At 69.5% G+C, this 23463-nt stretch carries 18 protein-coding genes; 13 read left to right on the top strand and 5 right to left on the bottom strand.

Features of this window, described 5'->3' with window-relative positions; genetic code table 11:
• Positions 1–61: 61 nt before the first annotated feature.
• Positions 62–1582 carry an amino acid permease gene (locus M8I34_RS27535; protein WP_250053694.1) on the top strand — a complete coding sequence of 507 codons (1521 nt, stop codon included), beginning with the start codon at positions 62–64 and terminating at the stop codon, positions 1580–1582.
• A 207-nt stretch (positions 1583–1789) separates the two neighbouring features.
• Here the strand turns inward: M8I34_RS27535 and M8I34_RS27530 are convergent, their stop codons facing one another.
• Positions 1790–2926, bottom strand: a complete 1137-nt coding sequence (locus tag M8I34_RS27530) for a substrate-binding domain-containing protein (RefSeq protein ID WP_250053692.1) — start codon at positions 2924–2926, stop codon at positions 1790–1792.
• 566 nt (positions 2927–3492) lie between these two features.
• Between M8I34_RS27530 and M8I34_RS27525 the strand changes: the two genes are divergently transcribed.
• The 6 genes from M8I34_RS27525 to M8I34_RS27500 all read left to right on the top strand — a co-directional run bounded on the left by M8I34_RS27525 (position 3493) and on the right by M8I34_RS27500 (position 9379).
• The gene (locus tag M8I34_RS27525; protein WP_250053787.1) at positions 3493–6051 is read left to right on the top strand and encodes an ATP-binding protein; all 2559 of its coding nucleotides are present in this window, start codon (positions 3493–3495) and stop codon (positions 6049–6051) included.
• Positions 6032–6508, top strand: a complete 477-nt coding sequence (locus M8I34_RS27520) for a roadblock/LC7 domain-containing protein (RefSeq protein WP_030987430.1) — start codon at positions 6032–6034, stop codon at positions 6506–6508. Before M8I34_RS27525 ends, M8I34_RS27520 begins: the two co-directional genes overlap by 20 nt.
• Before the next feature lie 159 nt (positions 6509–6667).
• Positions 6668–7084, top strand: a complete 417-nt coding sequence (locus M8I34_RS27515) for a DUF742 domain-containing protein (protein WP_250053690.1) — start codon at positions 6668–6670, stop codon at positions 7082–7084.
• Complete coding sequence (locus M8I34_RS27510) at positions 7032–7646, top strand: ATP/GTP-binding protein (RefSeq protein ID WP_250053687.1); 615 nt, start codon at positions 7032–7034, stop codon at positions 7644–7646. Before M8I34_RS27515 ends, M8I34_RS27510 begins: the two co-directional genes overlap by 53 nt.
• A 353-nt stretch (positions 7647–7999) precedes the next feature.
• Positions 8000–8671, top strand: a complete 672-nt coding sequence (locus tag M8I34_RS27505) for a DUF4142 domain-containing protein (protein ID WP_250053685.1) — start codon at positions 8000–8002, stop codon at positions 8669–8671.
• A gap of 186 nt (positions 8672–8857) precedes the next feature.
• A complete protein-coding gene (locus M8I34_RS27500; protein ID WP_250053683.1) occupies positions 8858–9379 on the top strand; it encodes a MarR family transcriptional regulator in 522 nt (173 codons plus the stop codon).
• Between the two features lie 102 nt (positions 9380–9481).
• Here the strand turns inward: M8I34_RS27500 and M8I34_RS27495 are convergent, their stop codons facing one another.
• From M8I34_RS27495 to M8I34_RS27480, 4 genes are all read right to left on the bottom strand, one after another.
• The gene (locus tag M8I34_RS27495) at positions 9482–10336 is read right to left on the bottom strand and encodes an alpha/beta fold hydrolase (protein WP_250053673.1); all 855 of its coding nucleotides are present in this window, start codon (positions 10334–10336) and stop codon (positions 9482–9484) included.
• A gap of 236 nt (positions 10337–10572) precedes the next feature.
• On the bottom strand, positions 10573–12486 hold the full coding sequence (locus M8I34_RS27490; protein ID WP_250053671.1) for an FAD-dependent oxidoreductase: 1914 nt from the start codon (positions 12484–12486) through the stop codon (positions 10573–10575).
• A gap of 477 nt (positions 12487–12963) precedes the next feature.
• A complete protein-coding gene (locus M8I34_RS27485) occupies positions 12964–13479 on the bottom strand; it encodes a putative immunity protein (RefSeq protein ID WP_250053669.1) in 516 nt (171 codons plus the stop codon).
• 223 nt (positions 13480–13702) lie between these two features.
• Positions 13703–14074 carry a VOC family protein gene (locus tag M8I34_RS27480; protein WP_244416041.1) on the bottom strand — a complete coding sequence of 124 codons (372 nt, stop codon included), beginning with the start codon at positions 14072–14074 and terminating at the stop codon, positions 13703–13705.
• Between the two features lie 80 nt (positions 14075–14154).
• On the opposite strand from M8I34_RS27480, the gene M8I34_RS27475 reads away from it, so the two are divergent.
• The 6 genes from M8I34_RS27475 (at position 14155) to eccCa (ending at position 23449) form a co-directional block, all read left to right on the top strand.
• A complete protein-coding gene (locus tag M8I34_RS27475; RefSeq protein ID WP_250053667.1) occupies positions 14155–14616 on the top strand; it encodes a MarR family winged helix-turn-helix transcriptional regulator in 462 nt (153 codons plus the stop codon).
• Between the two features lie 193 nt (positions 14617–14809).
• The gene (locus M8I34_RS27470; protein ID WP_250053665.1) at positions 14810–15907 is read left to right on the top strand and encodes a PP2C family protein-serine/threonine phosphatase; all 1098 of its coding nucleotides are present in this window, start codon (positions 14810–14812) and stop codon (positions 15905–15907) included.
• A gap of 420 nt (positions 15908–16327) precedes the next feature.
• On the top strand, positions 16328–16606 hold the full coding sequence (locus tag M8I34_RS27465; RefSeq protein ID WP_042160714.1) for a hypothetical protein: 279 nt from the start codon (positions 16328–16330) through the stop codon (positions 16604–16606).
• Between the two features lie 159 nt (positions 16607–16765).
• A complete protein-coding gene (eccD, locus tag M8I34_RS27460; protein WP_250053663.1) occupies positions 16766–18121 on the top strand; it encodes a type VII secretion integral membrane protein EccD in 1356 nt (451 codons plus the stop codon).
• A gap of 56 nt (positions 18122–18177) precedes the next feature.
• Positions 18178–19410: a MinD/ParA family protein gene (locus tag M8I34_RS27455; RefSeq protein ID WP_250053660.1), complete on the top strand. Its 1233-nt coding sequence runs from the start codon at positions 18178–18180 to the stop codon at positions 19408–19410.
• 64 nt (positions 19411–19474) lie between these two features.
• Positions 19475–23449 carry a type VII secretion protein EccCa gene (gene eccCa / locus M8I34_RS27450; protein WP_250053659.1) on the top strand — a complete coding sequence of 1325 codons (3975 nt, stop codon included), beginning with the start codon at positions 19475–19477 and terminating at the stop codon, positions 23447–23449.
• The last annotated feature ends 14 nt before the right edge of the window (positions 23450–23463 follow it).

Below are 23463 nucleotides of genomic sequence, written 5' to 3'. Positions count from 1 at the left end.
CCGATGTTGTGCCGCAATGCACCGCGCCACCACTAGGAGAGGCCCAGCCATGCCATTGGACATGCCAAGCGTCACGCAGACCGAGGAGGAACGCCTCGCCGAACTCGGCATCACCCAGACGTTGGACCGCTCGATGTCCGGGCGGCAGAACTTCGCCGTCTCGTTCACCATCATCAGCATCCTGTCCGGCTGCCTGACCATGTACGGGTTCGGCATGAACACCGGCGGGCCGGCCCTGATCATGTGGGGCTGGGTCCTCGTCGGCCTGATGACCCTGTTCGTCGGCCTGGCCATGGCCGAGGTCTGCTCGTCCTATCCGACCTCCGCCGGCCTCTATTTCTGGGCGCACAAACTCGCCCCGCAGAAGTCCGCTCCGGCCTGGGCCTGGTTCACCGGCTGGTTCAACACGCTCGGGCAGGTGGCCGTCACCGCGGGCATCGACTTCGGCGCCGCGTCGTTCCTCAACGCCTACCTGAACCTTCAGTTCAGCTACGCCGCCACCCCCGCCCACACGATCACGCTCTTCGGTGTGATCCTTCTGCTGCACGCCGTGGTGAACACCTTCCGCGTGCGCGTCGTCGGCTTCTTCAACACGATCTCGGTGTGGTGGCATCTGATCGGCGTCGTGGTGATCGTCGGCGCCCTGCTGATCATTCCCGACAAGCACCAGTCCCCTGGTTTTGTGTTCACCGAGTTCGTCAACAACACCGGCTGGGGCTCGGCGGTCTACGTCGCGCTCATCGGTCTCCTGATGGCGCAGTACACCTTCACCGGCTATGACGCGTCCGCCCACATGACGGAGGAGACGAAGAACGCCTCGGTCGAGGGGCCGAAGGGGATCGTCCGCTCGATCGTCGTGTCCTGGGCGGCCGGATTCGTGCTGCTCTTCGGCCTGACCTTCGCGATCCAGTCCTACAGCGGCGCCCTGGAGTCGGACACCGGTGTGCCGCCGGCGCAGATCTTCTTGGACGCCCTGGGCGCGAGCACCGGCAAGCTGATGCTGCTCGTCATCATCGGCGCGCAGCTGTTCTGCGGTATGGCTTCCGTGACCGCGAACTCCCGCATGATCTACGCCTTCTCGCGCGACGGGGCGCTGCCGTTCTCCTCCGTCTGGCACAAGCTCCACCCGGGGACCCGCACCCCGACCAACGCCGTGTGGCTCGCCGCCGGCGGCGCCTTCCTCCTCGGCCTGCCGTACCTGTTCAACACCACCGCGTACGCCGCCGTCACGTCCATCGCGACGATCGGCCTCTACATCGCGTACGTGGTGCCCACCCTGCTGCGTCTGCGCCAGGGGGAGAACTTCCGGCGCGGTCCCTGGCACCTGGGGCGCTGGTCCAAGCCCGTGGGCCTGATCGCGGTCGGCTGGGTCGTGATCATCACGGTGCTGTTCATGCTGCCCCAGCTGAACCCGGTGACCATCGAAACGTTCAACTACGCGCCCATCACCGTGGGCGTGGTGCTGGTCTTCGCCGGCACCTGGTGGCTCGTCTCCGCCCGCAAGTGGTTCCTCAACCCGCGGCACCCGCGGAACAACCCGTCGCAGACGCCGGTACCGGAGCGGGCGGCCTCCACTCCGTAGGCGCCCGGCCCGACCTCACCGGCCAACGGCCCGCCCGCCCCGTCCCAGGACACACTGCCTGCGGACCGGGCGGCGGGCCGTACCCATGACCTTCTTCGGCGTCATCGAGGTGGTGGCCCTGCCGACCGCCCCTCTCAGCCGCTCCACGACGGAACGCATCCGAGGGCGCTCACGCCACCCCTGACCGGGAGGGCACGCGAGCGCCCCTCACTCGCCCCAGATCTTGCGGTAAGCCTGCCGGTAGCCCTCGGAGTCCCAGGACAGTGCGCCGCCGCTGTTGGCCGCGGTGGCGATGTGGACGGGGGCGACGTACCCGCTGTCCGGGGCGCCGGTGAAGGCGCGGTTGAACTCGTCGATGATCTGCCAGCCCTGTTCGGAGAGGGGCTCGGGCACGGTGGCGGCCTGGAACTCCTTGCCGTTGACGCGCTGGAAGGCCGACGGATCGCCGTCACCGGCACCGATGTTGAAGGGGGCGCCGGCGCCGTCCTTGCCCTCGGCGCGCAGGGCGGGCGCGGCATGCTGGAAGTACAGGTCGTTGATCGCGGCGGAGTAGGTCCACTTGCGGCCGAAGCGGGACAGCAGGGAGCGGACTTCCTTGATGGAGCGGCTGTTGACCTGGGGAATGGGCATGTTGGTGTAGCTCAGCAGCTTGGTGCCGGAGCAGGTGGCGAGTTCCTTTTTGATCAGGTCGGACTTGCGCTTCGCGAAGGGTACGGAGGCGTCGGTGAACAGGACGACGCCCGCGCGCCCGTGGGAGCGGGCGATGATCCAGTCGGCGCTGATCTTCGCGACGTCCTCGACCCGGGAGGTGATGTTGCTGAAGAGCTGCGGATCCTTGCTGGGACCGGGAGCCGGGGCCGCGTGCCAGCCGATCAGCGGGATTCCTGCCGCATGGGCCTTCTTGACCTCCTCGGGGGCTGTCCCGGGATCAAAACCGCTGATGACGATGCCGTCCGGCTTGAGGCGGACGGCCTGCCGGAAGGCGGCCCGGAGACCGGCGGGCGTGCCCTGCCCGTTGAGGGTGCGGGAGCGCCACCCGACGATCTTGGCGGCTTCCTGGACCCCTTGGGCGACCCCGGCGACGCCGGGGTTGGTCAGGGTCTGCGCGATGTAGACGACGCTCTTGCCGTGAACGGCCTCGGGCCCGGTGGTGGGGCCCCTCCAGGGGGCGTTGACCTCTTCCGCCTTCTTGACGGCTTGTTCGGCTCTGGAGAAGGCGGCAGGGCAGCCGGGCTTGGCGGAGTTCCTGTGGGACGCGGTGGTGCCGGCGCCGGGTTCGCAGCCGGTGGCGGCCATGACCAGGAGCGCAGCGGCTGTCACGACCGCCTTGCGGGTGGGGTGCACGGGTCTCCTCGCAGGGCAGGATGAGGATACGGGTTGGGGTGGGGGGAGACAGATTACGGGTGGCGATGTTCCGAGCGGCAGCCACCTTCGACCGGCACGGCCACGCCGCCGGCACCGGGCCCGGTGAGAAGCAATTCGGCCGCCGCGCCGCCCCCCTCCGGACAGCGGCACATCGGCCCACTCAGCCTGCACGGCCCATCACAAGGGAGTAACGGGCCAAACATGACAAAGAGTTGAATACCGTTTGGCCATTGGTCGTCATGTGTTGCCTGTGCGTGCACAAGCGGTAATGTTCACGGCCGGTCAGGCATGTGGCGCAAACCTTTCGCTCTCATTCGGGGTGAACTTCGCGAGCATCACATTCCCCCCGTCGTCGGCGGTCGGCAACAACACCACCTCGGTCACCGCTCAGGAGAAGTCGTAAGGAGGCCTGGGTGTCTGTGGACGCAGTGGACCCGCCACACGAACCGGACCCGTCCAGGCGTTCAGCGTCGAGGCCGCGGTTCCATCAGCAGGCGAGTGCTCTCCTGGACCGATGGCCGTTCCGGCGCAAGCTCAACGTTCTGGTGATCGCACCCGTCGCCGTCGTCGGCGTGCTGCTGGCCATCGGCGTCAACACCCAGGTGGAGAAGGCCCGGGACGCCGGGCGGAGCGCGGAGCTGGTGCGCGACAGCGAGCAGGTCACGAGGCTGATCAACGACGTACAGGCCGAACACCGGCAGGCGCTCCTGCTGTCCGTGGAGCAGGAGTCGGCCCGGCCCGGTGCCGCCCTGCCGTCCACCACCGCCTACCGCCGGACCCAGCGGGACACCGATGAGCAGGTCACCGCCGTGCGTTCCGCGTTCGGGGAGAGGCTGCCGAAGGACGAGGCGCGGGCCCTCCAGTTCATCCGGGGCCTCACCGTGCTGCGCGACAAGGCCGAACGGGGCTCGGTTCCGGCCGCGAGCATCGACCCCGCGTACGCGGCCGCCGTCGGCTACCTGATCGACGGCATCGGCCTGGACCGCTTCGCCGGCACCTCGTCGTCCTCGGTCACCCGTCTGCTCGACACGGTGCTGCGCGCCGACGCCGCCCACGCGGCCTACGAGAGCGGGGTGTTCTCCGCGCAGACCCGGGATGCCAACGCGCTCACCGAGTACACCCGCGCGGTCGGCGCCCACAAGCTCTACGAGGAGCAGGCCGCGCGGTTCGGCCGGATCGCCGACCCGGAACAGGTCCTGCGCCTGGGCGGGATCGTGCGGGGATCCGAGGAGAACGGCATCGAGGCCCGGTTCGCGGAACTCCAGATCGATCCTGGCTCCCTCCAGGGCCAGACCCCGGACCAGCTGCGCAAGGCGATCGCCGCCGGAACCCGGCAGGCCGAGGCCCGCCTCGACATCACCAGGTCGCTGATCGAGCAGATCGCCACCCGGGCCGACGGTCTCTCCCGGAGCGCCCTGCACAACGCGCTGGCGATGCTCGGCGTCGCCCTGCTCGGCTTCGCCTGCTGGCTGACCTTCTCCGTCCTGGTCCGGCGCTCGGTCGTACGTCCCCTGGCGGCCCTGACCGGCGCCGCCCAGCAGGTGGTCGACGTGGCGGGCGAGGAACTCGCCAAGATCGAGGACGACGAGTCGACGGATCGCACCCCGCTGCGGGCGCGGCCGATCCCCGTCCCGGTCCGCGACGAGATCGGCGACCTGGCCGAGGCGTTCAACCAGGTGCAGGTCACCGCCGCGGCGCTGCTGGAGCGGCAGGTGGTCAGCCGCCGCAACGTCGCCGAGATGTTCGGCAACGTCGGACGCCGGGTCAGCAACCTCACCTCACGCCAGCTCATGCTGATCGACGCCGTGGAACGCGAGGAGACCGACCCCGACGTCCTGGAGCGGATGTACCGCATCGACCACATCGCGGTACGTCTCCAGCGCAACGCCGACAGCCTGCTGCTGCTCGCCGGAATCCGCGACCCCGAAGTGGACGCCCGGCCGACCACCCTGGTCAACGTCATCCGGGCCGGGCTCGGCCAGATCGAGGGGTACCAGCGGGTCTCCCTGCGGTCCGAGACGGAGGTCACCGTCGCGCCCGACATCGTCGACGATCTGACCCTGATGCTCGCCGAACTGCTGGAGAACGCCGTCTCGTTCTCCCCGTCCGCCACACCCGTCGAGGTGGTCATCCGGCCCGGCACCGACATCACCGCGGACGGTGGTGCCCTGATCGAGGTCATCGACCATGGCCTCGGCATGAGCACGGAACGCCTCGACGAGGAGAACTCCCGTCTGGTCCGCCGGGAACGGCTCGACCTCGTACCGACCAAGGTCCTCGGCCTGTTCGTGGTCGGCAACCTCGCCCGGCGCTCGGGCATACGGGTCACCCTGAGCCGTACGCCGGGCGGCGGGGTCACCGGCACCGTCTGGCTGCCCGCCACGCTGCTGCTGGCCGTGCATCCCGCGGCCGCACCGGTGCCTGCCGCGGGCCGGGGCGCGGACGTGGATGCGGACGTGCGCGTAGACGCGGGCGCGGGCAGGGAACCGGATGTGGACCCGGATGTGGCCGAGACCGAGTCCGAGGCCGCCTCCGAGGCCGCGTCCGAGGCCAAGATCAAGGACGCATCCACAACCGAGTCCGAGTCCAAGCCCGAGTCCGAGACAGGGTCCGAGTCCGAGACAAGGTCCGAACCTGAGTCCGCACCAGAGCAACCGGCAACGCCCGAGCAGGAGCCCCGCGCTCCCGCGCCCGGGGCCGCGCCGGCCTCCGCCACTCCCCTGCCGGTGCGGGCCCCCGCCGCCACGCTCGAACGGCGGCCGGCCGCCCCCTCGCCACAAGGCGAGCTCCCCCGGCGCCTCCCGCACCGTACGGACGCGGACCAGGCAGCTCCCGTGCCCGAGCCGCGCCCGGCACAGTCCGGCCGCCCGCTGCGACGGCGGGTACGGGGAGCGACGCTCGACATGACCACCCCAACGGCCGACCGTGGGGCCCAGTCCGTGCGCCGGCCTGTCGACGCCGACGCGGTCCGTACGGAGCTCGACGAATTCGAGGCCGCCGTACGCAGGGCAGAGCAAGAAAGTGCCGCTGCCCCGAGGGACCCAGCGCCCTCACCACACCAGCACCCCCGGAAGGAGTCGGGCAGTGACCACGCCGACAGGTAAGAGCGGTTCCGAGCGGGAAGAACCCACCGATCTGACAGCCGCCGCGGCCGACTTCACCTGGCTGCTCGACCGGTTCGCCACCCAGACCGCCGGCGTCGTCGACGCCATCGCGGTGTCCTCCGACGGCCTGCTGATCGCGGTCTCCCAACTGCGCGAGCAGGCCGACTCCGAGCGGCTCGCGGCGATCGTGTCGGGCATCACGAGTCTGGCCGCCGGTGCGTCCGGCAACTACGGACTCGGCGGCCTCAACAAGGTCATCATCGATTTGGAGGGCGGCCATGTGCTGGTGTCCTCCATCGGCTGCGGTGCCGTCCTCGGCGTGGTGACCTCGAAGGAGGCGAAGCTCGGCAACATCGCCTACGAGATGACCCTCTTCGCCAACCGGGCCGGGAGCGCGCTCACCCCCCAACTGGTGCTGGAACTGAAGAAGAGCGCAGGCGCCGCACCGGCCCGCTGACCGGTCCCACACTGCGACACCGCGGAGGCGGGGGCAGGCGCCGAGAAGAGGAGCAAGATGGCCGCCGGTGAACCAGGACCGGACGAGGGTGGGGGTCCCCCCTGCTCATGGGGGTCCCCCCGCTCGAGCGAAGCCGAGAGTGGGGGAGGAGCCGAGAGCTTGGGAGAGGGCAGCGCCCCGGATCCGACGGAACCCGCCGGCCGCGCTCCCGCGATCCGGCCTTTCCTGCTGACCGCCGGCCGGGTGGCGGGGGGCGGCGCCGGCCCCCCGCTCCCGGTCGAGGCCCAGGTCGTGGCGACCTCGTCCGGGCTCTCCGTCCTGGGCTCGCTCGCCTTCGAACAACACGACATCGTCGCCGCCTGCCGACGGCCGCAATCGGTGGCGGAACTGGCCGCCCGGCTGCGACTCCACCTCAACGTGGTCCGGGTGCTGGCGGAGGACCTGTGCACCGCCGGACATCTGGCGGTCCACGTCCCGAACGCCGGCACAGCCCAGGACATCTCCGTACTGCGAAGGGTTATCGATGGCCTCCGTACCGTCCCCGACTCACGGGAGGCACTCCGTGACAGCGGTTGAACAGCCGCCGGTACCGGTCAAGTTGGTCATCGCCGGCGGCTTCGGCGTCGGCAAGACCACGGCCGTGGGGGCGATCTCCGAGATCCGGCCACTGACCACGGAAGCCGCCATCACCGAGGTCGCGGCAGGCGTGGACGACCTCTCGCACACCCCCCGCAAGACCACCACCACGGTCGCCATGGACTTCGGCTGCCTCACCATCGACCCGACGCTGAAGCTCTATCTGTTCGGCACGCCGGGTCAGGACCGGTTCGGGTTCATGTGGGACGACCTGGTCGAGGGCGCTCTCGGCGGCCTGGTGATCGTCGACACCCGCCGCCTGGACGACTGTTACGCCGCGGTCGACTACTTCGAGCACAAGGACATCCCGTTCGCCGTCGCCGTCAACGCGTTCGACGGTGCGGTCCACCACGACCTCGACGAGGTGCGGTGGGCGCTGGACGTCTCCGAACACGTACCGCTGATCGTCTTCGACGCACGCCACACGGGCTCGGTCCGGGACGCCCTGCTGGTCGTCCTCGAAGTCGCCCTGTCCCGCGCGGAAAGCACCGCAAGGGGCTGACTCCCGAACCCCCCTCCGGGCAGGCCCGCTGATCCTCCCTGCCCGGATTCCGCTATGCCGTCTCCCTGGCGAGGTCCGCCCCCGTGGGCCGGGCGAGGCGGGCGAGGCGGGCGAGGCGGGCGAGGCGGGCGAGGCGGGCGAGGCGGGCGAGGCGGGCGAGGCGGGCGAGGCGGGCGAGGCGGGCGAGGCGGGCGAGGCGGGCGAGGGTATCCGATGGCGGCTGCCCGCTCCCCCCTTTTGCGCATCATCGCTGAATCGATTCGTTTGCCCAGTGCAAACGTTAGCGTGACCCGTGCCCCAGCAGTCCCGGGTGCCGCAGTGTCCGCGCACCGTCACGCACTCCAGGAGGCATGATGAAATCTCACGCACGGAATGCCCAGCCCTCATCCCGTCGTGGCCGGCTGATAGCCGGTGTGGTCGCTCTCGTGGCGGCCATCGCCACCGTGTCCGTGTGGCTCTCGCAAAGAAACAGCTCGGCCGACGAGGCGACCTCCGCCCATGTCCCGTCAGCGGAGGCCGGTCCGGCAGCACCGCAGTCGTCCAACACGGGCGCCGTCACCGCGTTGGACAAGACCTTCCTCACCAAGGTCCGGCAGGCCGGACTGTGGGAGATGCCGGCGGGCCGGCTCGCCCAGACGCACGCATCGAGCGAAGCGATCAAACGGGCAGGCATGCACCTGCTCGACGGACACAGCAAACTCGATCAGCTGGTCCGCGAGGACTCCGAGGCGCTGAACGCGCCCATCCCCGACGAGGCAACCGCCGAACAGCAGGGCTGGGTCAACCAGTTGAAGAAAGCCCGGGGCCGCGCCTTCGACCAGCTCTTCGTGGACCTGCTCCGTGCGTCCCACGGCAAGGTGTTCATCACCATCGGCGAAGTCCGCGCATCCACCAAGAACACCCTGGTCAGGCGACTGGCAACACAGACCAACAACACCGTCCAGGACCACATGGACGTCCTGGAGGACACCGGCCTCGTCACGGACGCCACCCTCGACGACGTCGCCTCCACCATTCCCAAGTAACGGCCCGCCCCGCCATCTGCTCAACGCCCCAACACCCGACGCCCAACGGCCAACGGCCAACGGCCAACGGCTCAACGATGCAACCGGCAGGGCCCCCTCCCTCCGCCCCCTCACATTTCCCCCTCCCCCGCTCTTCGCTCCACGCAAAGGCTGCCAAGCGTGCGCCCGAGCGAGGTAGAAATGAGCATGATCGAGCGCGAGGGGGGACGGCCGGACATGGGCGACGTCGATGCGGTGACCCGGGCGGTGCTGACGGCCTCCCGAGTGCTGGTCAGCGTGTCCGCACGCTCACTGGCCGCAGCCGAGGACAAGGCCACGCTGCCCCAGTTCCGCCTGCTGGTCGTACTGTCCGTGCACGGCGCCACCAACCTGTCCACGCTGGCCGAAATCCTCGGGGTCAACCCCTCCACCGCGATGCGCATGATCGACCGGCTGACCGGCGCAGGCTTCGCGAACCGGCAGGCCAACCCGGGCAACCGGCGCGAAACCCTGATCCAGCTGACGGAGGACGGGCGCCGCATCGTCGAAGAGGTCACGGCCCGCCGTCGGAAGGAAGTCGCGGCGATCGTCGCTCGTATGGACCCCGCACAGGGCGCGGCGCTGGTCGATGCCCTCACCGCGTTCACCGAGGCGGCCGGCGAACCGGCCGTACCGTCGGCCGGTCACGATGCGTACCCCTTGGGCTGGACCGAACCACCCGCCCTCTGACCAGCGGGAATCCGTGGCGGCGCGCTATCGCCGCACCCTCCCCACGATGCCCCTGCCTGGGCTCGTTCACGGCGAACGAGCCCAAGCCGACTTGACGGAGCGTCAGTGCGTGGCGAGGTTGGCGAGCAACTCGGCGGCGGGCTTCGGGTGGACGAGCCAGCGCAGGTGGCTCCCTTCGAGGGTCCGCACCTCAAAGGGATTGTCGGGTGTGAGCGCGTCGGCTTCGCGGATCATCCGGTCCTGCATGGCGAGCGGAATGCTGGCGTCGTCCGCCAGGCGCACATAGGTCTTGGGAATCCGGCCCCAGCTCGCGGCCTGCGCCCGGTCGGCAGACGTACCGACATCGAGGTTCTCATCGGGCTGGAAGGTGTTCAGGAACGTACGGAACTCATCATCGGTGAGGTCGGCGGCGAAGGCTTGCCGGAACGCGGCGAGCACCACCGGGTCGGCGGTTCGGAAGTTGGTCCGGAGCAGCCCGAGTTCGGCCGGATTCCCGACGACCGCCGGAGCGAAGGCACCCGGGTCGACGTCCGCCATCTCCGGCCCGGCGTAGTAGCCGCCGACGTCCAGGTCGACCGGGCACCAGGCGGAGACGTAAGCAAGCCGGTCGACCAGCGCAGGCCGGGCGTTGCCGACCGCGGTGACCGTGCTGCCACCCCTGCTGTGGGCGACGAGGATGGTCGGCCCGTTCCGCTTCGCCCGTTCGAGGACTTCGATCACGTGGGCAACATTGTCGGCGAGCGTGACTCCCTTGATGCTCCCCGGTTCCGCGGCGAGCGCGTGGAGATCCTGAGGCGCCTGGTAGGCCGCGGGGAATGTCGCCTCGAACCCGTGCCCCGGAAGGTCGACCGCAACCGAGCGGTGCCCGAGCAGGGCGAGCTCGGCCTGGAGCGGCGCAAACGAGAACGAATTCGCAAAGGCCCCGTGAACAAAGACAAATGTCGGCAGATTCTGCATACCTCAGCCTCCACCAGAACGATCTTCGGAGCAAGGTCACGTCATGTGGTTCCGCGCCAACATCCAGCCGGTGGCTGCGGCGTGACGGAGCCGTGCACGGCGATCGCCCCGCTGACACCGTAGGTCCGCGGCCCTCTTGCAGACCGCGAAAGTACAAAGCGGGGGGCTGAGCGGACGGGGCCCGGTCCGGTGTCCCGGTGACTGGGGCACCGGACCGGGGCGTCCCCTCACCCCTGTCAGCCCCCCGTATGGACCTTCAACGCCGTCCGGACGGCGGATTCGAGGGCGCCTTCGATCCAGGCGGGCTTGATGGACGTGTGGTCCCCCGCGAAATGCAGCGGCCCTTCGGAGGCGGGGACGTCGGGGAACAGTTCCGTGTGCTGTCCGGGGAAGAGCACGGAAGCCTCACCGTAGGCATAGTGATCGCGCATCCACGACTGGGTCTTGCACTTGTTGGTGAAGAAGACCTCGCACCGGCGGCCGAAGACAGCCTGCACTCCGGCGAGCGCGCGCAGATACCGCTCCTCGTCGGCGAAGGCGTCCCATTTGAGGGCGTCGTCGGACCAGCTGTAGGAGGCGAGCATGATGCCTCCGTCGCTGCCCTCCAGAGGGTGCGCGTGCTCGAAGTACATGAAGCGGTTGGCGTTGTCGCTCACGGAGCCGCCGCCACGGACATGAGCGGCATCCGGTTCGCCGCTCACGACGGGCCGGAAGACGGCGAAGCACTTCTTGAGTTCGTCGGGGATCGTCACCCCCAGCTTCTTCACGGACTTGTGCACGCCGAGGTACTTGCCGTGCTTGACCCCGCCCGCCTGGTACTTCTCGTAGAGCTTGTCCTCGATGGAGTTCAGCGCCTCCTTCCACTGCGCCTCGGTGAACTCCCACCAACGGCGGGAGAACTCCAGCAGCACCTTGGTCGCGGCGTCGTAGTGCAGTTCCGTGATGGCCCGGCGCTTGCCGTAGGCGAGCGGAGGGTCGAAGGTCACGTGGCGCAGTCCGGAGAAGGGGACGGTGATGATCGCCTCGTCACCCTCGAAGACCTCCGTGACACCCCCCTCGCCGGTCTGGCAGTCCTCGGAAACGGTGTGCACCCTGACCTTGCCGCCGTGGTGCTCGATGCGTAAGGCGCGCCTGTCGAGCCGTACCTTCCCCTTCACCGGCGCGTACAGCGCGTCGGCGAGCAGTGCGGTGCCGCCCTTGATCTCCCAGAACTTGGTCTTGGGGTCGATCAGCGCGGCGGACAGGAAGCTGTGCGTGAAGGAGAGATGCAGCCGGGAGGTCAGGTTCTGGATGGTGCCGATGAGGTCGATGGTCCTGGTGTCGAGTCCGGCGACTTCGGTGAGATACCGGTACATGGACCAGTGGCCATACTTCTTGAGAACCTCGGCCCATCCGTTGACGAGGGCCGTCCCCTCCTTGCCCCGGATGAGCCGGTGCGCGGGTTCGAGGGCGTGCGCGAGGATGGCAGCGGCGGTCTTCGTGCGGTTGGGGCCCGTGACACCGAAGGTGTCGTTGATCTTTTGGGGGTTCTTCTCGTAGTCGGCACGGCGCATGTGGATGCCATTGACGTGGATCCAGGTGCGGTTGGCCTGCTTCGTCGGGTCGTCGACCTCCACGTCCACCAGGTAGAACTCCTGGAGCGCGAGGCCGAGTTTCTTGATCAGTGCCATGAGGAGCGGGTGGCTGTCGGGCAGCCGCATGGCCCCGGCTTCGGCGTACTGACGGGGGTCGGCGAAGGGCTGCTCCCCCTTCTCGTGGCCGCCCTTACGGAACGTCTTGATGCGGCCGCCGACGCGGTTGCCGTTGGCCTCGATCACGACGACATCGTGGCCTGCCCGGTTGAGCAGGTTGGCGGCGAGCAGGCCGGCCGGTCCGGCCCCGACGATCAGGACCCGCTTCGTTGCCTTCGCCCCGCTGGCGGGCAATCCGTTCTTGACGGCCTTCAAGTAGGCCGGGACGAGGGGCTTGTCGTGCTCGTCGTAGACGGCAATGGCGCGGGCGACCGTGGTGTACGCCTTGGGATCGACGCCGGGAGGCACCGCGGCCGGCGCCGTCGAGGGTGTGGTGGCAGGGCTCAACGCGGTTGCGGGCACGGCGGAGACGGCGGTGAGCCCGGCAGCGAGCGCCGAGGCACCGGTCGCCGTGACCACGGAGCGCCGAGAGGGCTGCGCGCCGTGCGAGCGAGGCGAGGGATGCGAGGCACGCGCAGCATCCGTAGCGAGTTGCTCCTCGCTCGATGCGCCCGTGTTCCCCGTGCTCGGAATGCTGACACCTGGGGTGCTGACGACTGGGGTGCTCACGTCTGAGGTGCTCACGTCTGGGGTGCTCATGTCTTGTGTACTCATCGGGCATCACACTTGGCATACGAGCGACGCGGAGCCAGTGCATTCACACGGACGAGGACGGTAAACCACTCAAACCGCTACATGACGCGGCTTCCCCGTCAACGCCCGGACGAGAAGCGGACGTTCGCAGCCCGCCGCCCCTTCCCGAAGCACCCCGACCAGCAAAATTCACCTCGCCTGCAAGGGCCATCGCCACCCGTCGGCGCCGTCCACCTCTCCCCCCGGCCCACGCCACGACGGTCCCCGTACGCCTACTCCGCAAGAGAGCGCCCCGACACACACTCAGCAGTCGAACACCGACCAGCAGATGTCGTTCCGCAATCGCTGGTCGTCAAGTACGAGCTCGCGAATCTCCTCCGGGAGCTGGTCACGCTGCCACTGGCACTCGCGTCGCCCTGCGGCCTCATCCTCCCCTTCCGGCGCGGCAGCACGTGCGGCCTTGATCGCGTAGGCGGCCGCACCGAGCTCGTGCGCGGCGACATGTGCGACGACCCCGGCCTGGCCGGCGGCGTACGCGGCATGCCGTGCTGCACCACGCAGGTCTCGGGCCGCGCCCATGGCATGGCCTCCCGCCGCGCGAGCCCGGGTCATGTTGACCTCGCCACGCACCCAGGCGCGGGCATGCTCGATCGCTTGACGCGGCCGTGGGTCCTCGGGCCGAGCCGACTCGAAGAGGTCAAGAACGTGCTCCGCGCAAGATGCCGCCCAGAGAGCGAGGAGATGGTGATCCGAGTCAGTGAGGGTCCCCCCGCGTCGGATCGTCACGAAGCGAGGGTCCCGGACCTTCGGCAGGATCATGATTGGCACTCCTTCTGCTGGCATCCGCCCCACACCCGAGGGCACACGCCCGCGACCAGCACGCCCGCCCCCGGGCAAAGCCTGCAAACCGGGTGGTCGATCCGCAAGCCTGCCGACCACACCGCGTGCACAACCGAGCGCGCTGCCCCTCCCCCTCCCTCCAGTAACCGGGCGCCGGTGGGAAAGGCGAGGGACCCGTCCGGGGGAAGGGCGGCGGTTTGGTTCAGCCTCCGTGTGCGGTGAGTGTGTATCCCTCCGGCCCCTCGAAGGAGAACATCGGCCCGAAGGGGCTGTCCGCCATCGGCGCGAGAATCTTGATACCGGCGGCGACGAGCTGGTCGTGGAGCTGATGAGCGTCCGGAGTGCGGAACCAGAGCACCACGCCGAGGCCCGGCCGAGGGGCGTCGGCGAGATCGACGCCAGGGAGGAGCGCGCGGACGGCGAACGGCGTCGGCTCGGTGTCGAACACGACCGCATGCGGGGGCGAGACCGCGGCCCGGCGCAGACCGAGATGCTGCTCGCAGAAGGCCGCCGCGGCTTCCAGGTCGTGGACCTGCAAGGCGACGAAGTCGGGACCGTCGATGGCGACAGGCATGGGTTTCCCTCACTCTTCAATGTCAGGACTTTGACATGGGGAGATTAGGATGCCGGAATCGGCTATGTCAAAATGCTGACATGAACGAGAGTGCGCCGACGGAGCCGTTCCGCCCTGCGGACGACGTCACCCACCACGTGGGATATCTGCTCAAACGCGCCCAGGCCGCCCTGCGCGGCGCCATGGACAAGGTTCTGCGTGAGCACGGGCTGACCGTGCCGCAGTACGCCACTCTCGAACTGCTGGCCCTGCACCCCGGCATGTCGAACGCCGACCTCGCCCGCGCGACCTTCGTCACCCGGCAGTCCGGGAACGTCGTCCTGCGGGGCCTACAGGAGGCGGGACTGCTCACCCGCCCCGCCACCGCCGATCATGGCCGGGCCCGGCCCGCCCGCCTCACCGAAGAGGGCCACGCACGTCTCGCCGCGGTCCAGGACTCCGTGTACGCCGTCGAACAGCGCATGGTCGAGGCGATCCCGCCCCAGCGCGTCGCGGCACTCCTCACCGACCTCGACCGCATCGCGGCAGCCCTGGAGGACTGACCCGCCGGCCGACGCGAAGCCGCCCTGACGACGACGGCCAGGTGCGAGTGAGCGGCCGCCTGCCTGCCCGCCAAGGATTTTCCAGGTCACGACACTCACGACACCACCAAAGCCGGCGAGCCGGTCCGGGGCGGGCGGCCGACTCCGATCCGCCAGAGCGCTATGTTCCGTTTGCATAGATATTCTGTGAAGTGTGATCGAGTCTGGACGGCCGCGGCTCCGTCGTCGCCACGGCCGGCGGAGGTTTGTGCGGCTGTCGCCGGTGATCCTGACCGTCGTCATCGCAAGCCTGGCGTACGCCACTCCCCCGGAAATGGCCTTCAGCCGCCTCCTGCCCGCGGCGCCGGCCCTCGCCGCCGCCATGTGGCCGGTACTCCCCACCGTCCTGCTGGGGACGGTCTGCCTCTTTCTCATGATCGGCCTCAGCATCGTGTTCCCCGGCCTGGGGACGTGGTGGACGGCTGCGGGGATCATCGCGGTCACCGTGGCGGCCGCGTACGGAAGTCATGTCCGGCTCCAGCGGGAGCGGACCCTCTTTCAGGTGCGGCTCGTCGCCGACGCGGCGCAGCAGGTGGTGCTGAGTCCGATGCCGCGCCGCTTCGGGAGCGTCGAGATCGAGTCGCTGTATCTCGCGGCCGCGGCGGAGGCCCGTATCGGCGGGGACTTCTACGAGGTGGTCGACACGCGATACGGGGTCAGGCTGCTCATCGGTGATGTGCGGGGCAAGGGCTTGCCGGCAGTGGGGGCGGCCGCGGCGATCGTCAACTCCTTCCGGGAGGCGGCCTACGGCGAGGCAGACATGGTCAGCGTCGCGCGCCGGCTGGACGCCAGCAGCACTCGTTACAACGCCGCCTTTCCCCCCGAGGGGCCGATGGAGCGCTTCGCCACCGCCCTTCTTGTCGAGATCCCGCACGAGGGCGGGCGTATCGAGATCCTCAACTGCGGACACCCCCCGCCGCTGCTCCGGAACGGCGGGGAACTCCGTGCCCTGGAGCCCACCACCCCCTCGCCGCTGCTCAACCTCGCGGAGCTGATCGGCGATCACTACACCATCGACACCTTCGACTTCGCCCCCGGTGACCTGCTGCTTCTCTATACCGACGGGGTCGCCGAGGCCCGCGCCCGCGACGGCGGGTTCTTCCCGCTGGCGGCCTGGATGCGCCAACAGCCCCCGACGCCACCCCACGAGCTGCTCATGGCTCTCCACCGCGACCTCCTCCGCTACAGCAGAGGACGCCTGGACGACGACATCGCCGCCCTCGCGGTACGCCTGCGCGAACCCTCGGAGTAGTCCCGGTCCGGATAGCGGCCAGGTGATGTCTCCATCCGGCGGGGTGGGTCCCAGACGTACCGAGTCGAGATCACGCGCGTCGGCGTGGTCCCCGCGCCCGCGGGGTTGGTCCCGCCTCGCCGGTGCCGCAGCGCTTGATGACTTCCTGCTCCCCGCACCTGCGAGGTTGGTCCCGGCATGGGCCTGTGCGTCATGCGGACACGTGCTGGCTGGTCGCTGAAGACCGGGAGTCGGCCCGCCATGCACCGCTTCGACCGGGCCCATGACAGTGCTCGACGAGCCAGCCGGACGACGGCAGGCACAGAAGTGCGCCATCATGCATGAGGGTCTCGGAGTAACGGCCAGCGTATGGCCGCCAATGGCCGAGGGTTCATCGACCATGGCGAGTACAGCAGGCGACTTGAAGCGACGGACGAGGAAATGGCGCGGGATTACGACAGTCAGCTGCTGGAGTCGGTGGCAGTACGCCGTCGCAGGATGCGGGACGCTCTGCTGTTCGGTGCGCAGCGGGGACGTCGCACGGCGGACGAGCGGCTGGGGAAGGTCTTCGCGGGGATCGCGATCACGGCTGTCCTGTGCGCGGGGTGCGTGGGGTGGTCATTCCTTCAGCACACACTGGCCACGCAGAAGGCTGAGCAGGAGAAGCAGCAGCGTCAGATGCAGCAGTACGGGCAGCCGACAAGGTCGGCGACCCCCTAGAAGCCAACGGATCGGATCCGGACAGAGTTTGCGGCATTCCCAGCGAATGCGCGAAGAGCTCCCGTGGCGGGAGAAGGATTCCCTGACGCAGGGTCAGAGTGGAAGCATGTCCCGTTTGGCCAGAGAGTTCGTCAACCCCGCGATGATAGGTTCCGGTAAGTGGTGAGCAGAGCAGCGAGTTCCCGGACGCAACTGAGCCGAGTGACATTGGTCGGCGAGCGACGCCGGGCCGATGTCGTCCTGCTCTCCGATACACCGATAGGGCAACTGATCCCGGACGTCCTGCCGTTGCTGGGCGATCGGCCCGCATCGCGGCCGGTAGCCCGGCAGTTGATTACAGCCGACGGCTCTGTCCTGCCGTACGACAGCACGCTGGCCTCGGCCGGGGTAGCCGACGGCGCCGTGCTCCGGCTGGTGACGACGCATTCCGCGCCGCCGGCTCCCGTTGTGCACGACGTTACCGATCAGGTGGCTGACGACCTCGATCTGCGGTCTTGGCGCTGGCGTCCTGCTGCGCGCCGGGCCAGTGCGGGTGTGGCAACCGTCGTCTTCGCCGTGATCGCCGCGCTGCTCGCCCGCCGTGAGTTCCCGCTTGGCGCCCTGGTCGGTGCTCTGTCAGTTGTAGCGCCTGTGCTCCTGGCGGCCGGTGCGCTCGTCGCGAAGATCGGACGGGGCAACCGGGGACTGGCGACCGCGCTCCTGCTCGCCGCCGGCGGGCTCGGTGTTCTCACGGCGTGGACGGCTGCCGATGCGTTCGGCTGGCCGGGCACCGCGCGGCTCGCTGCCGTGGCGGGTGCGCTGGTCGTGACGCTTGTGTTCCTTGGTTACTTCTCTCCGCTGGGCAAGGGTGGGCTCGTTGGTGCGGTGACCACTGCCGCTGTCGCCGTTGCATGGGAGGCGGTTGCCGCTGTTCAGGGTGATCCGGCCCGGCTCGGTGCCGTGATGGCTGTCTTCTCTTTGGTGGTGCTCGGTGTGCTGCCGCGGCTTGCGCTGATGGCGTCAGGGCTCACCGCGCTCGATGACCGCCGCTCGGGCGGTGTCTCCGTCAGCCGTCACCAGGTAGGTACCGCGCTGGCGGCGACGCACCGCGGCCTTGCCCTCTCGACGATCGTCACTGCGATTTCGGCAGCCTCCGCCGGGTGGCTGCTTACGCTGGCCGAGACGCCGACCGTATGGACCGTGGTGCTGGCGGCGCTCGTTGTCGTGGTGCTGGTGTCGAGGGCGCGAGCGTTCCCGTTGGTCGTTGAGGTTGTTGCGCTCTTGGCTGCTGCGTCGTGCCTGGTGGTGCGCCTGGTGACGTGGTGGATGGAGCATGCGGGGGGTGTCGGGCCGCTGGCTGTGCTGTGTGTGGCTGCGGTGCTGCCGTTGGTCGTTTTGGCGGTGCAGGTGCCCGAGCATGTGCAGGTACGGCTTCGACGGATGGGCGATCTGGTCGAGTCCATTGGCATGGTGGGGCTCTTCCCGCTCGCCTTTGGTGTGTTCGGTGTGTATGGGCAGCTGCTCAACCAGTTCTGACAGTTCTGAGTCGATGTGCTGGCGCTGCGGGCGGGGCAGCAGAGGGGGGAACAGGTATGCCGAGCGGAGCGGGCTGGCAGGGTGACGTGCTGCGTGACCTGAGGGGCGGCGCCGAGCAAGGTGCACAAGGCCCCGGCGGACAGACGTACCGCGCTTCCGCGCCGGGCCCTGTGCAGAGCAGGCAGGCGCCGGACCCCGCCCATGGCGGTGGCGCGCCACCGCAGGCCGGCTACCCCTACCAGGGGCAGGAGCAGAACGCGGGTCATCCGGGCGGCTGGCCGCAGCAGGCCGGGTACCAGGAACAGCGGCAGAAGCAGCAGGCCCCGGCCGCGCGCGGTCCGGAGCCCCAGCCCCAGAGCGGTCCTGGCGCGCGGCCCGTGGTGGACGAGGGCTTGGCCGGCACGCTACGCAGCAAGCCGCGGCACGGCGAGTCCTTCGCGGCGCGTACCGCACGTGCCCTGCGCCGTACGCTTTCCTCGTCGGCCGCGAGCGAGGTCGCCGAGATCACCCGCACCGCTGCGGTGCTCCAGCAGCCCGTGACCACCGGCCGGCAGATCGCCGTCACCTCCATCCGGGGCGGGTCCGGCAAGTCGACCGTCGCCGCGTTGCTCGGCACCGCGTACGCGCACTACCGGCACGACCCGGTCCTCTTCTTGGAGGCCGACCCGGCGCTCGGCTCGCTGCCGCAGCGTCTCGGCGCCGAGTCGCTGCGCTGGACCACCAGCGATATCGCGGACATCGTCAAGCCGGACATGTCCCTGCTCGATGTCACCGGCTATCTCGTCCAGCTCCCCAACAACGCCTGGCTGCTGCCCGCAAGCCAGGGACAGATCGGCGTCATGCTGGACAGCCGGTCGTACGAGCGGGCCGTGGTGGCGTTGCGCCGCTATTTCGGTGTGATGGTCATCGATTGCGAGACATTGCCCACGGAGGTTGCCCGGGTCGCGCTGGCCGCCGCCCATGGCCGGGTTCTGACCACGCCCGCCACGCCGGAAGGCATCACCAGTACGTTCTCGGTGCTCCAGTGGATGCAGGGGCTGCCCCCGCATGTGATCGCCGGCACGGTCGTCGTGCTCACCGAACTGGTAGCGCACTCGGGAGTCGACCTCGACGAGGCCGCCCAGAGGCTCAGGTCCACTGGGGTAAGCGTTCAGGTTCTGCCGTATGACCGGCATTTGGCAGCCGGTGGGCGAGTCCAGACCGAGTTGCTGGCTCACCCGACCAGGGAAGCCGCTGCCCGCATTGCCGCGGACGTCTTCCAGCTTTCTCTCGCCCAAAAGCGTCACTGACCCTGATGCCGAGCCCGACCGTGACTGCCCAGATGCCGAGCCCGACCGTGAGCGACGGACGACGATGAGTACCCGACTGATACACCGCCCGGCCCGGACCACCAGGCCCCCGGCCGCCTCCGAGGCGCGCGTCATCGAGGCCCCGCCCAACCTCCCCGAGGGGAAGGCGGGCAACATCGCGATGTCGCTGCTGCCCGTCGCCGGTGTCATGTCGTCCGTGGTGATGATGACGGTCGTGCGCAACAGCCAGTTCGCCGGGCTCGGCGCGATCATCCTCGTCGTCACCGTCATCGGCTCCGTCGCGCTCGTCTTCTCGCAGCGTGGCAAGGCCCAGCGCACCCGGCGCACCCAGCGTGAGGCGTACCTCGCCTATCTGGAGGATCTGCGCGAGGAGCTCTCCGCCGAGGAGCGCGAGCGGCGCGAGCGCGCCGGCGTTCTCAACCCGCCGCCGCCCGCCCTCTACGACATCGTGCGCGATCCGGCCCGTATGTGGGAGCGCCGCCGCGTCGACGGCGACTTCCTGCATGTGCGCGTCGGCACCGGCGAGATGCCCGTGCGCGACTTGCACATCGCTCAGCAGGGCTCGTCGGTCCTCACCCCGCCCGACCGCTTCATGCTCAACGAGGCATCGGCACTGATGGCCCGCTTCCGCACCGGCACCGAACTCCCGCTCACCGTCCCGCTCGACCGCGTCGGCAACGTCAGCGTCATCGGCCCCCGCGAGGACTGCCTGCGCGTGGCGCGCGCCCTGCTCGTCCAGGCCGCCGCCGTGCACGCTCCCGATGACGTGGTGATGGCGCTCGCCGTGCCCGGGGAGCGGCTCGCCGACTGGGAGTGGGCAAAATGGATGCCGCATCTACTCGACACCGAGCAGTTCGACGGCCCCGTCGCCGCTCGCCGCATCGCCCCCTCAGCGCCCCAACTCGCCCGGCAGCTCGGCCCCGAACTGCGCCGACGGGCCTCCTACGCGGCCGAGGTGCGGCGCGGCCTGTCCGGCAAGGACGCCCTGTCCATGACGTCCCGGCTGCTCGTCGTCGCCGACGGACACGGCGCGGACGCCGTGGACCTGCCGCGCCCCGACGAGGCGGTCGGCTTGCGGGAGATGGGCGTCACCGTCCTGCACCTGCTCGAACAGCGGGTCCAGGAGCCGGGACATGTCGGCGTCCGGATCACCGTCGACGGCGATCGGGTCATCATCGAGGATCTGCGTGAGCAGGGGCCGGTCAGCGCCCATGGCACCGTGGACGAGGTCGGCATCCCGTTCGCCGAGGGCCTGGCCCGGATGCTGGCGCCGCTGCGCCTGTCCGCCGAGTCGCTCACCGACGCCCCCCTGACCGGGCCCGTCGACTTCGCCGACCTGCTCGGCATCGACGACGTGGCGCAACTCGACGTGTCGCGCCTGTGGGCGCCGCGCGGCGAACGCGCCTTCCTGCGCGTCCCCATCGGCATCAACGACTCCCACGAGCCGGTGCTCCTGGACCTGAAGGAGTCCTCGGAGCTCGGCATGGGCCCGCACGGTCTGTGCGTCGGCGCCACCGGCTCCGGGAAGTCGGAACTCCTGCGCACCCTCGTCCTCGCCCTCGTGGCCACACACCCGCCGGAGGACCTCGCCCTGGTCCTCGTCGACTACAAGGGCGGTGCGACCTTCGCCCCGTTCGCGAACCTGCCGCACGTCGCCGGAGTCATCACCAACCTGGAGAACCAGGCCGGCCTCGTCGAACGCGTCCACGCCTCGCTCGCCGGTGAGGTCACGCGCCGCCAGCAGGTCCTCAAGGACGCGGGCAACATCGCCGACATCGGTGACTACGCCGCACTGCGCGCCGGCCACCGGCCCGACCTGGAGCCGCTGCCGCACCTGTTCGTCGTCATCGACGAGTTCGGTGAACTGCTCACCGCCAAACCGGATTTCATCGACCTGTTCCTGTCCATCGGCCGCATCGGCCGCTCCATCGGGGTGCACCTGCTGCTGTCCAGCCAGCGCATCGAGGGCGGCAACCTCAAGGGTCTGGACACCTATCTCTCGTACCGGCTCGGTCTGCGCACCTTCTCCGCCGACGAATCCCGTACGGTCCTGGACACCACGGACGCCTTCCACCTGCCGCCGCTGCCCGGATTCGGCTACCTCAAGGTCGACACCAGCCACTACGACCGCTTCAAGGCAAGCTATGTCTCGGGCGCCTACCGCGGCCCCGTGCAGCGCGCGGATGAAGAGGACACCGGCCCTCTCGCCCTCCCCTACGACACCTTCAACACCCTTTCCACTGAGGAAGACGCGGACGCGCAGGAGCCTGCGGTGCGGCGCCGCGAGATGGGGCCGACCGAGCTGGGCGTCGTGGTCGAGCAGTTGGCGAACGCCGCCGGTGCGGTGCGCCGCATCTGGCTGCCCCCGCTGCCCGACGCGATCGCCCTGGACGCGGTCGCCGGCCCCCTGAACGTCGGTGCGCGCGGTATGCAGCTCGCGGGGCGCCGCGGCCCACTGGAGGTACCGCTCGGCCTGCTCGACGATCCGGCCAGGCAGTGGCAGGGCCAGTGGTACCTGGACCTCACGGTGGCGGGCGGCCACGCCGCCGTCATCGGCGGCCCGCAGTCCGGCAAGACCACGCTCCTGCGCACCCTCGTCCTCTCCCTCGCGCTGACCCACACCCCACAGGAAGTCGGCGTCTACGGCCTCGACCTGGTCGGCGGCGGCCTGGCGGCCCTGTCGGGCCTGCCGCACGTCGGTGGTGTCGCAGGTCGCGTCGACCGTGAACGGGTGGCCCGCACCGTCGACGAGGTACGCAACATGCTCGCTGCCAGGGAGGACCTCTTCCGCGAGCACGGCATCGACTCCGTCGAGCAGCTGCGCGACCTGCATGCGGCGGGCCGACTGCCCCAGCTGGCCTCCGCCGAGATCGTGCTCGTCATCGACGGCTTCGGCGCGCTGCGCGACGACTTCGAAGAGCTGGAGGACGGGGTCGCCGACATCCTGCAGCGCGGTGGCGGTTACGGCATCCACGTCGTGGCGGGCATGCTCCGCTGGAACGACGTGCGCATCGCCGTCCAGTCGAACTTCGGCACCCGCGTCGAACTGCGGCTCAACGATCCCAGCGAGTCCAGCATCGACAGCAAGCTGGCAGTGACGCTTTCGCCCGACGAGCCCGGCCGCGTCCTGACCGCCGGCAGGCTCTTCGCGCAGGTCGCGCTTCCCCGTACGGACTCGCTCGCTGATACCGCGGACATGGGGGCGGTTCTGGAGCGTGCGGCCCGGACGATCCGTGCCACCTGGAGCGGCGAGGTCGCCCAGCCGGTACGGGTACTGCCGCACGTCCTTGAGCCCCACCTCCTGCCGGGCCCGGTCGCCGAACCCCAGCGGGTGCCCATCGGCCTGGACCAGACCGCGCTCGAACCCGTTCTGCTGGACCTGTTCCAGCATGACCAGCACCTGCTGATCATGGGCGACAGCGAATGCGGCAAGACCAACCTCCTGAAGACCATCGCCAGCGGCCTCATGGAGCGCTACAGCGAGGACGAACTGGTCTTCGCCGTGATGGACCCCCGGCGTGGTCTGCGCGGCACGATCCCCGAGGAGTTCAACGGCGGCTACGCGTACAACGCCAAGCTGTGTGCGAGCCTCGCCGCTGCGGTCTGCACCGAGTTGGACAAGCGGCTACCCGATGACGGCGCAGGCCTCGAGGACCTGGAACCGGGCAGCTGGGGCGGCGGCCCGCGGATCGTGGTGCTCGTGGACGACTACGACATCCTGACCACTGCCGGCCAGGAACCACTCGCCCCCTTCCTGCCGTACATCCCCTCCGCGGTGGACATCGGTCTCCACTTCGTCCTCACCCGCCGCGTCGCAGGAGCCTCACGTGGCATCTACGAGCCTCTGGTGCAGGGCCTGCGCGAATCGGGATCCTCCGCGCTCCTCATGGCAGGTGACCGCGGCGAAGGCCAGCTGTTCCCCGGCGTCTACGCCTCCCAGCAGCCGCCGGGCCGCGGTGTCCTCATCCGCAGGGGCCAGGCCAACCGCCTGATCCAGACCGTGTACTCCTCCGCGTGACATTCAGGAGAGCT

Source organism: Streptomyces sp. MCA2 (genome assembly GCF_023544705.1).
Lineage (GTDB): Bacteria > Actinomycetota > Actinomycetes > Streptomycetales > Streptomycetaceae > Streptomyces > Streptomyces decoyicus.
This window is presented reverse-complemented; position numbering and strand designations above follow the sequence as displayed.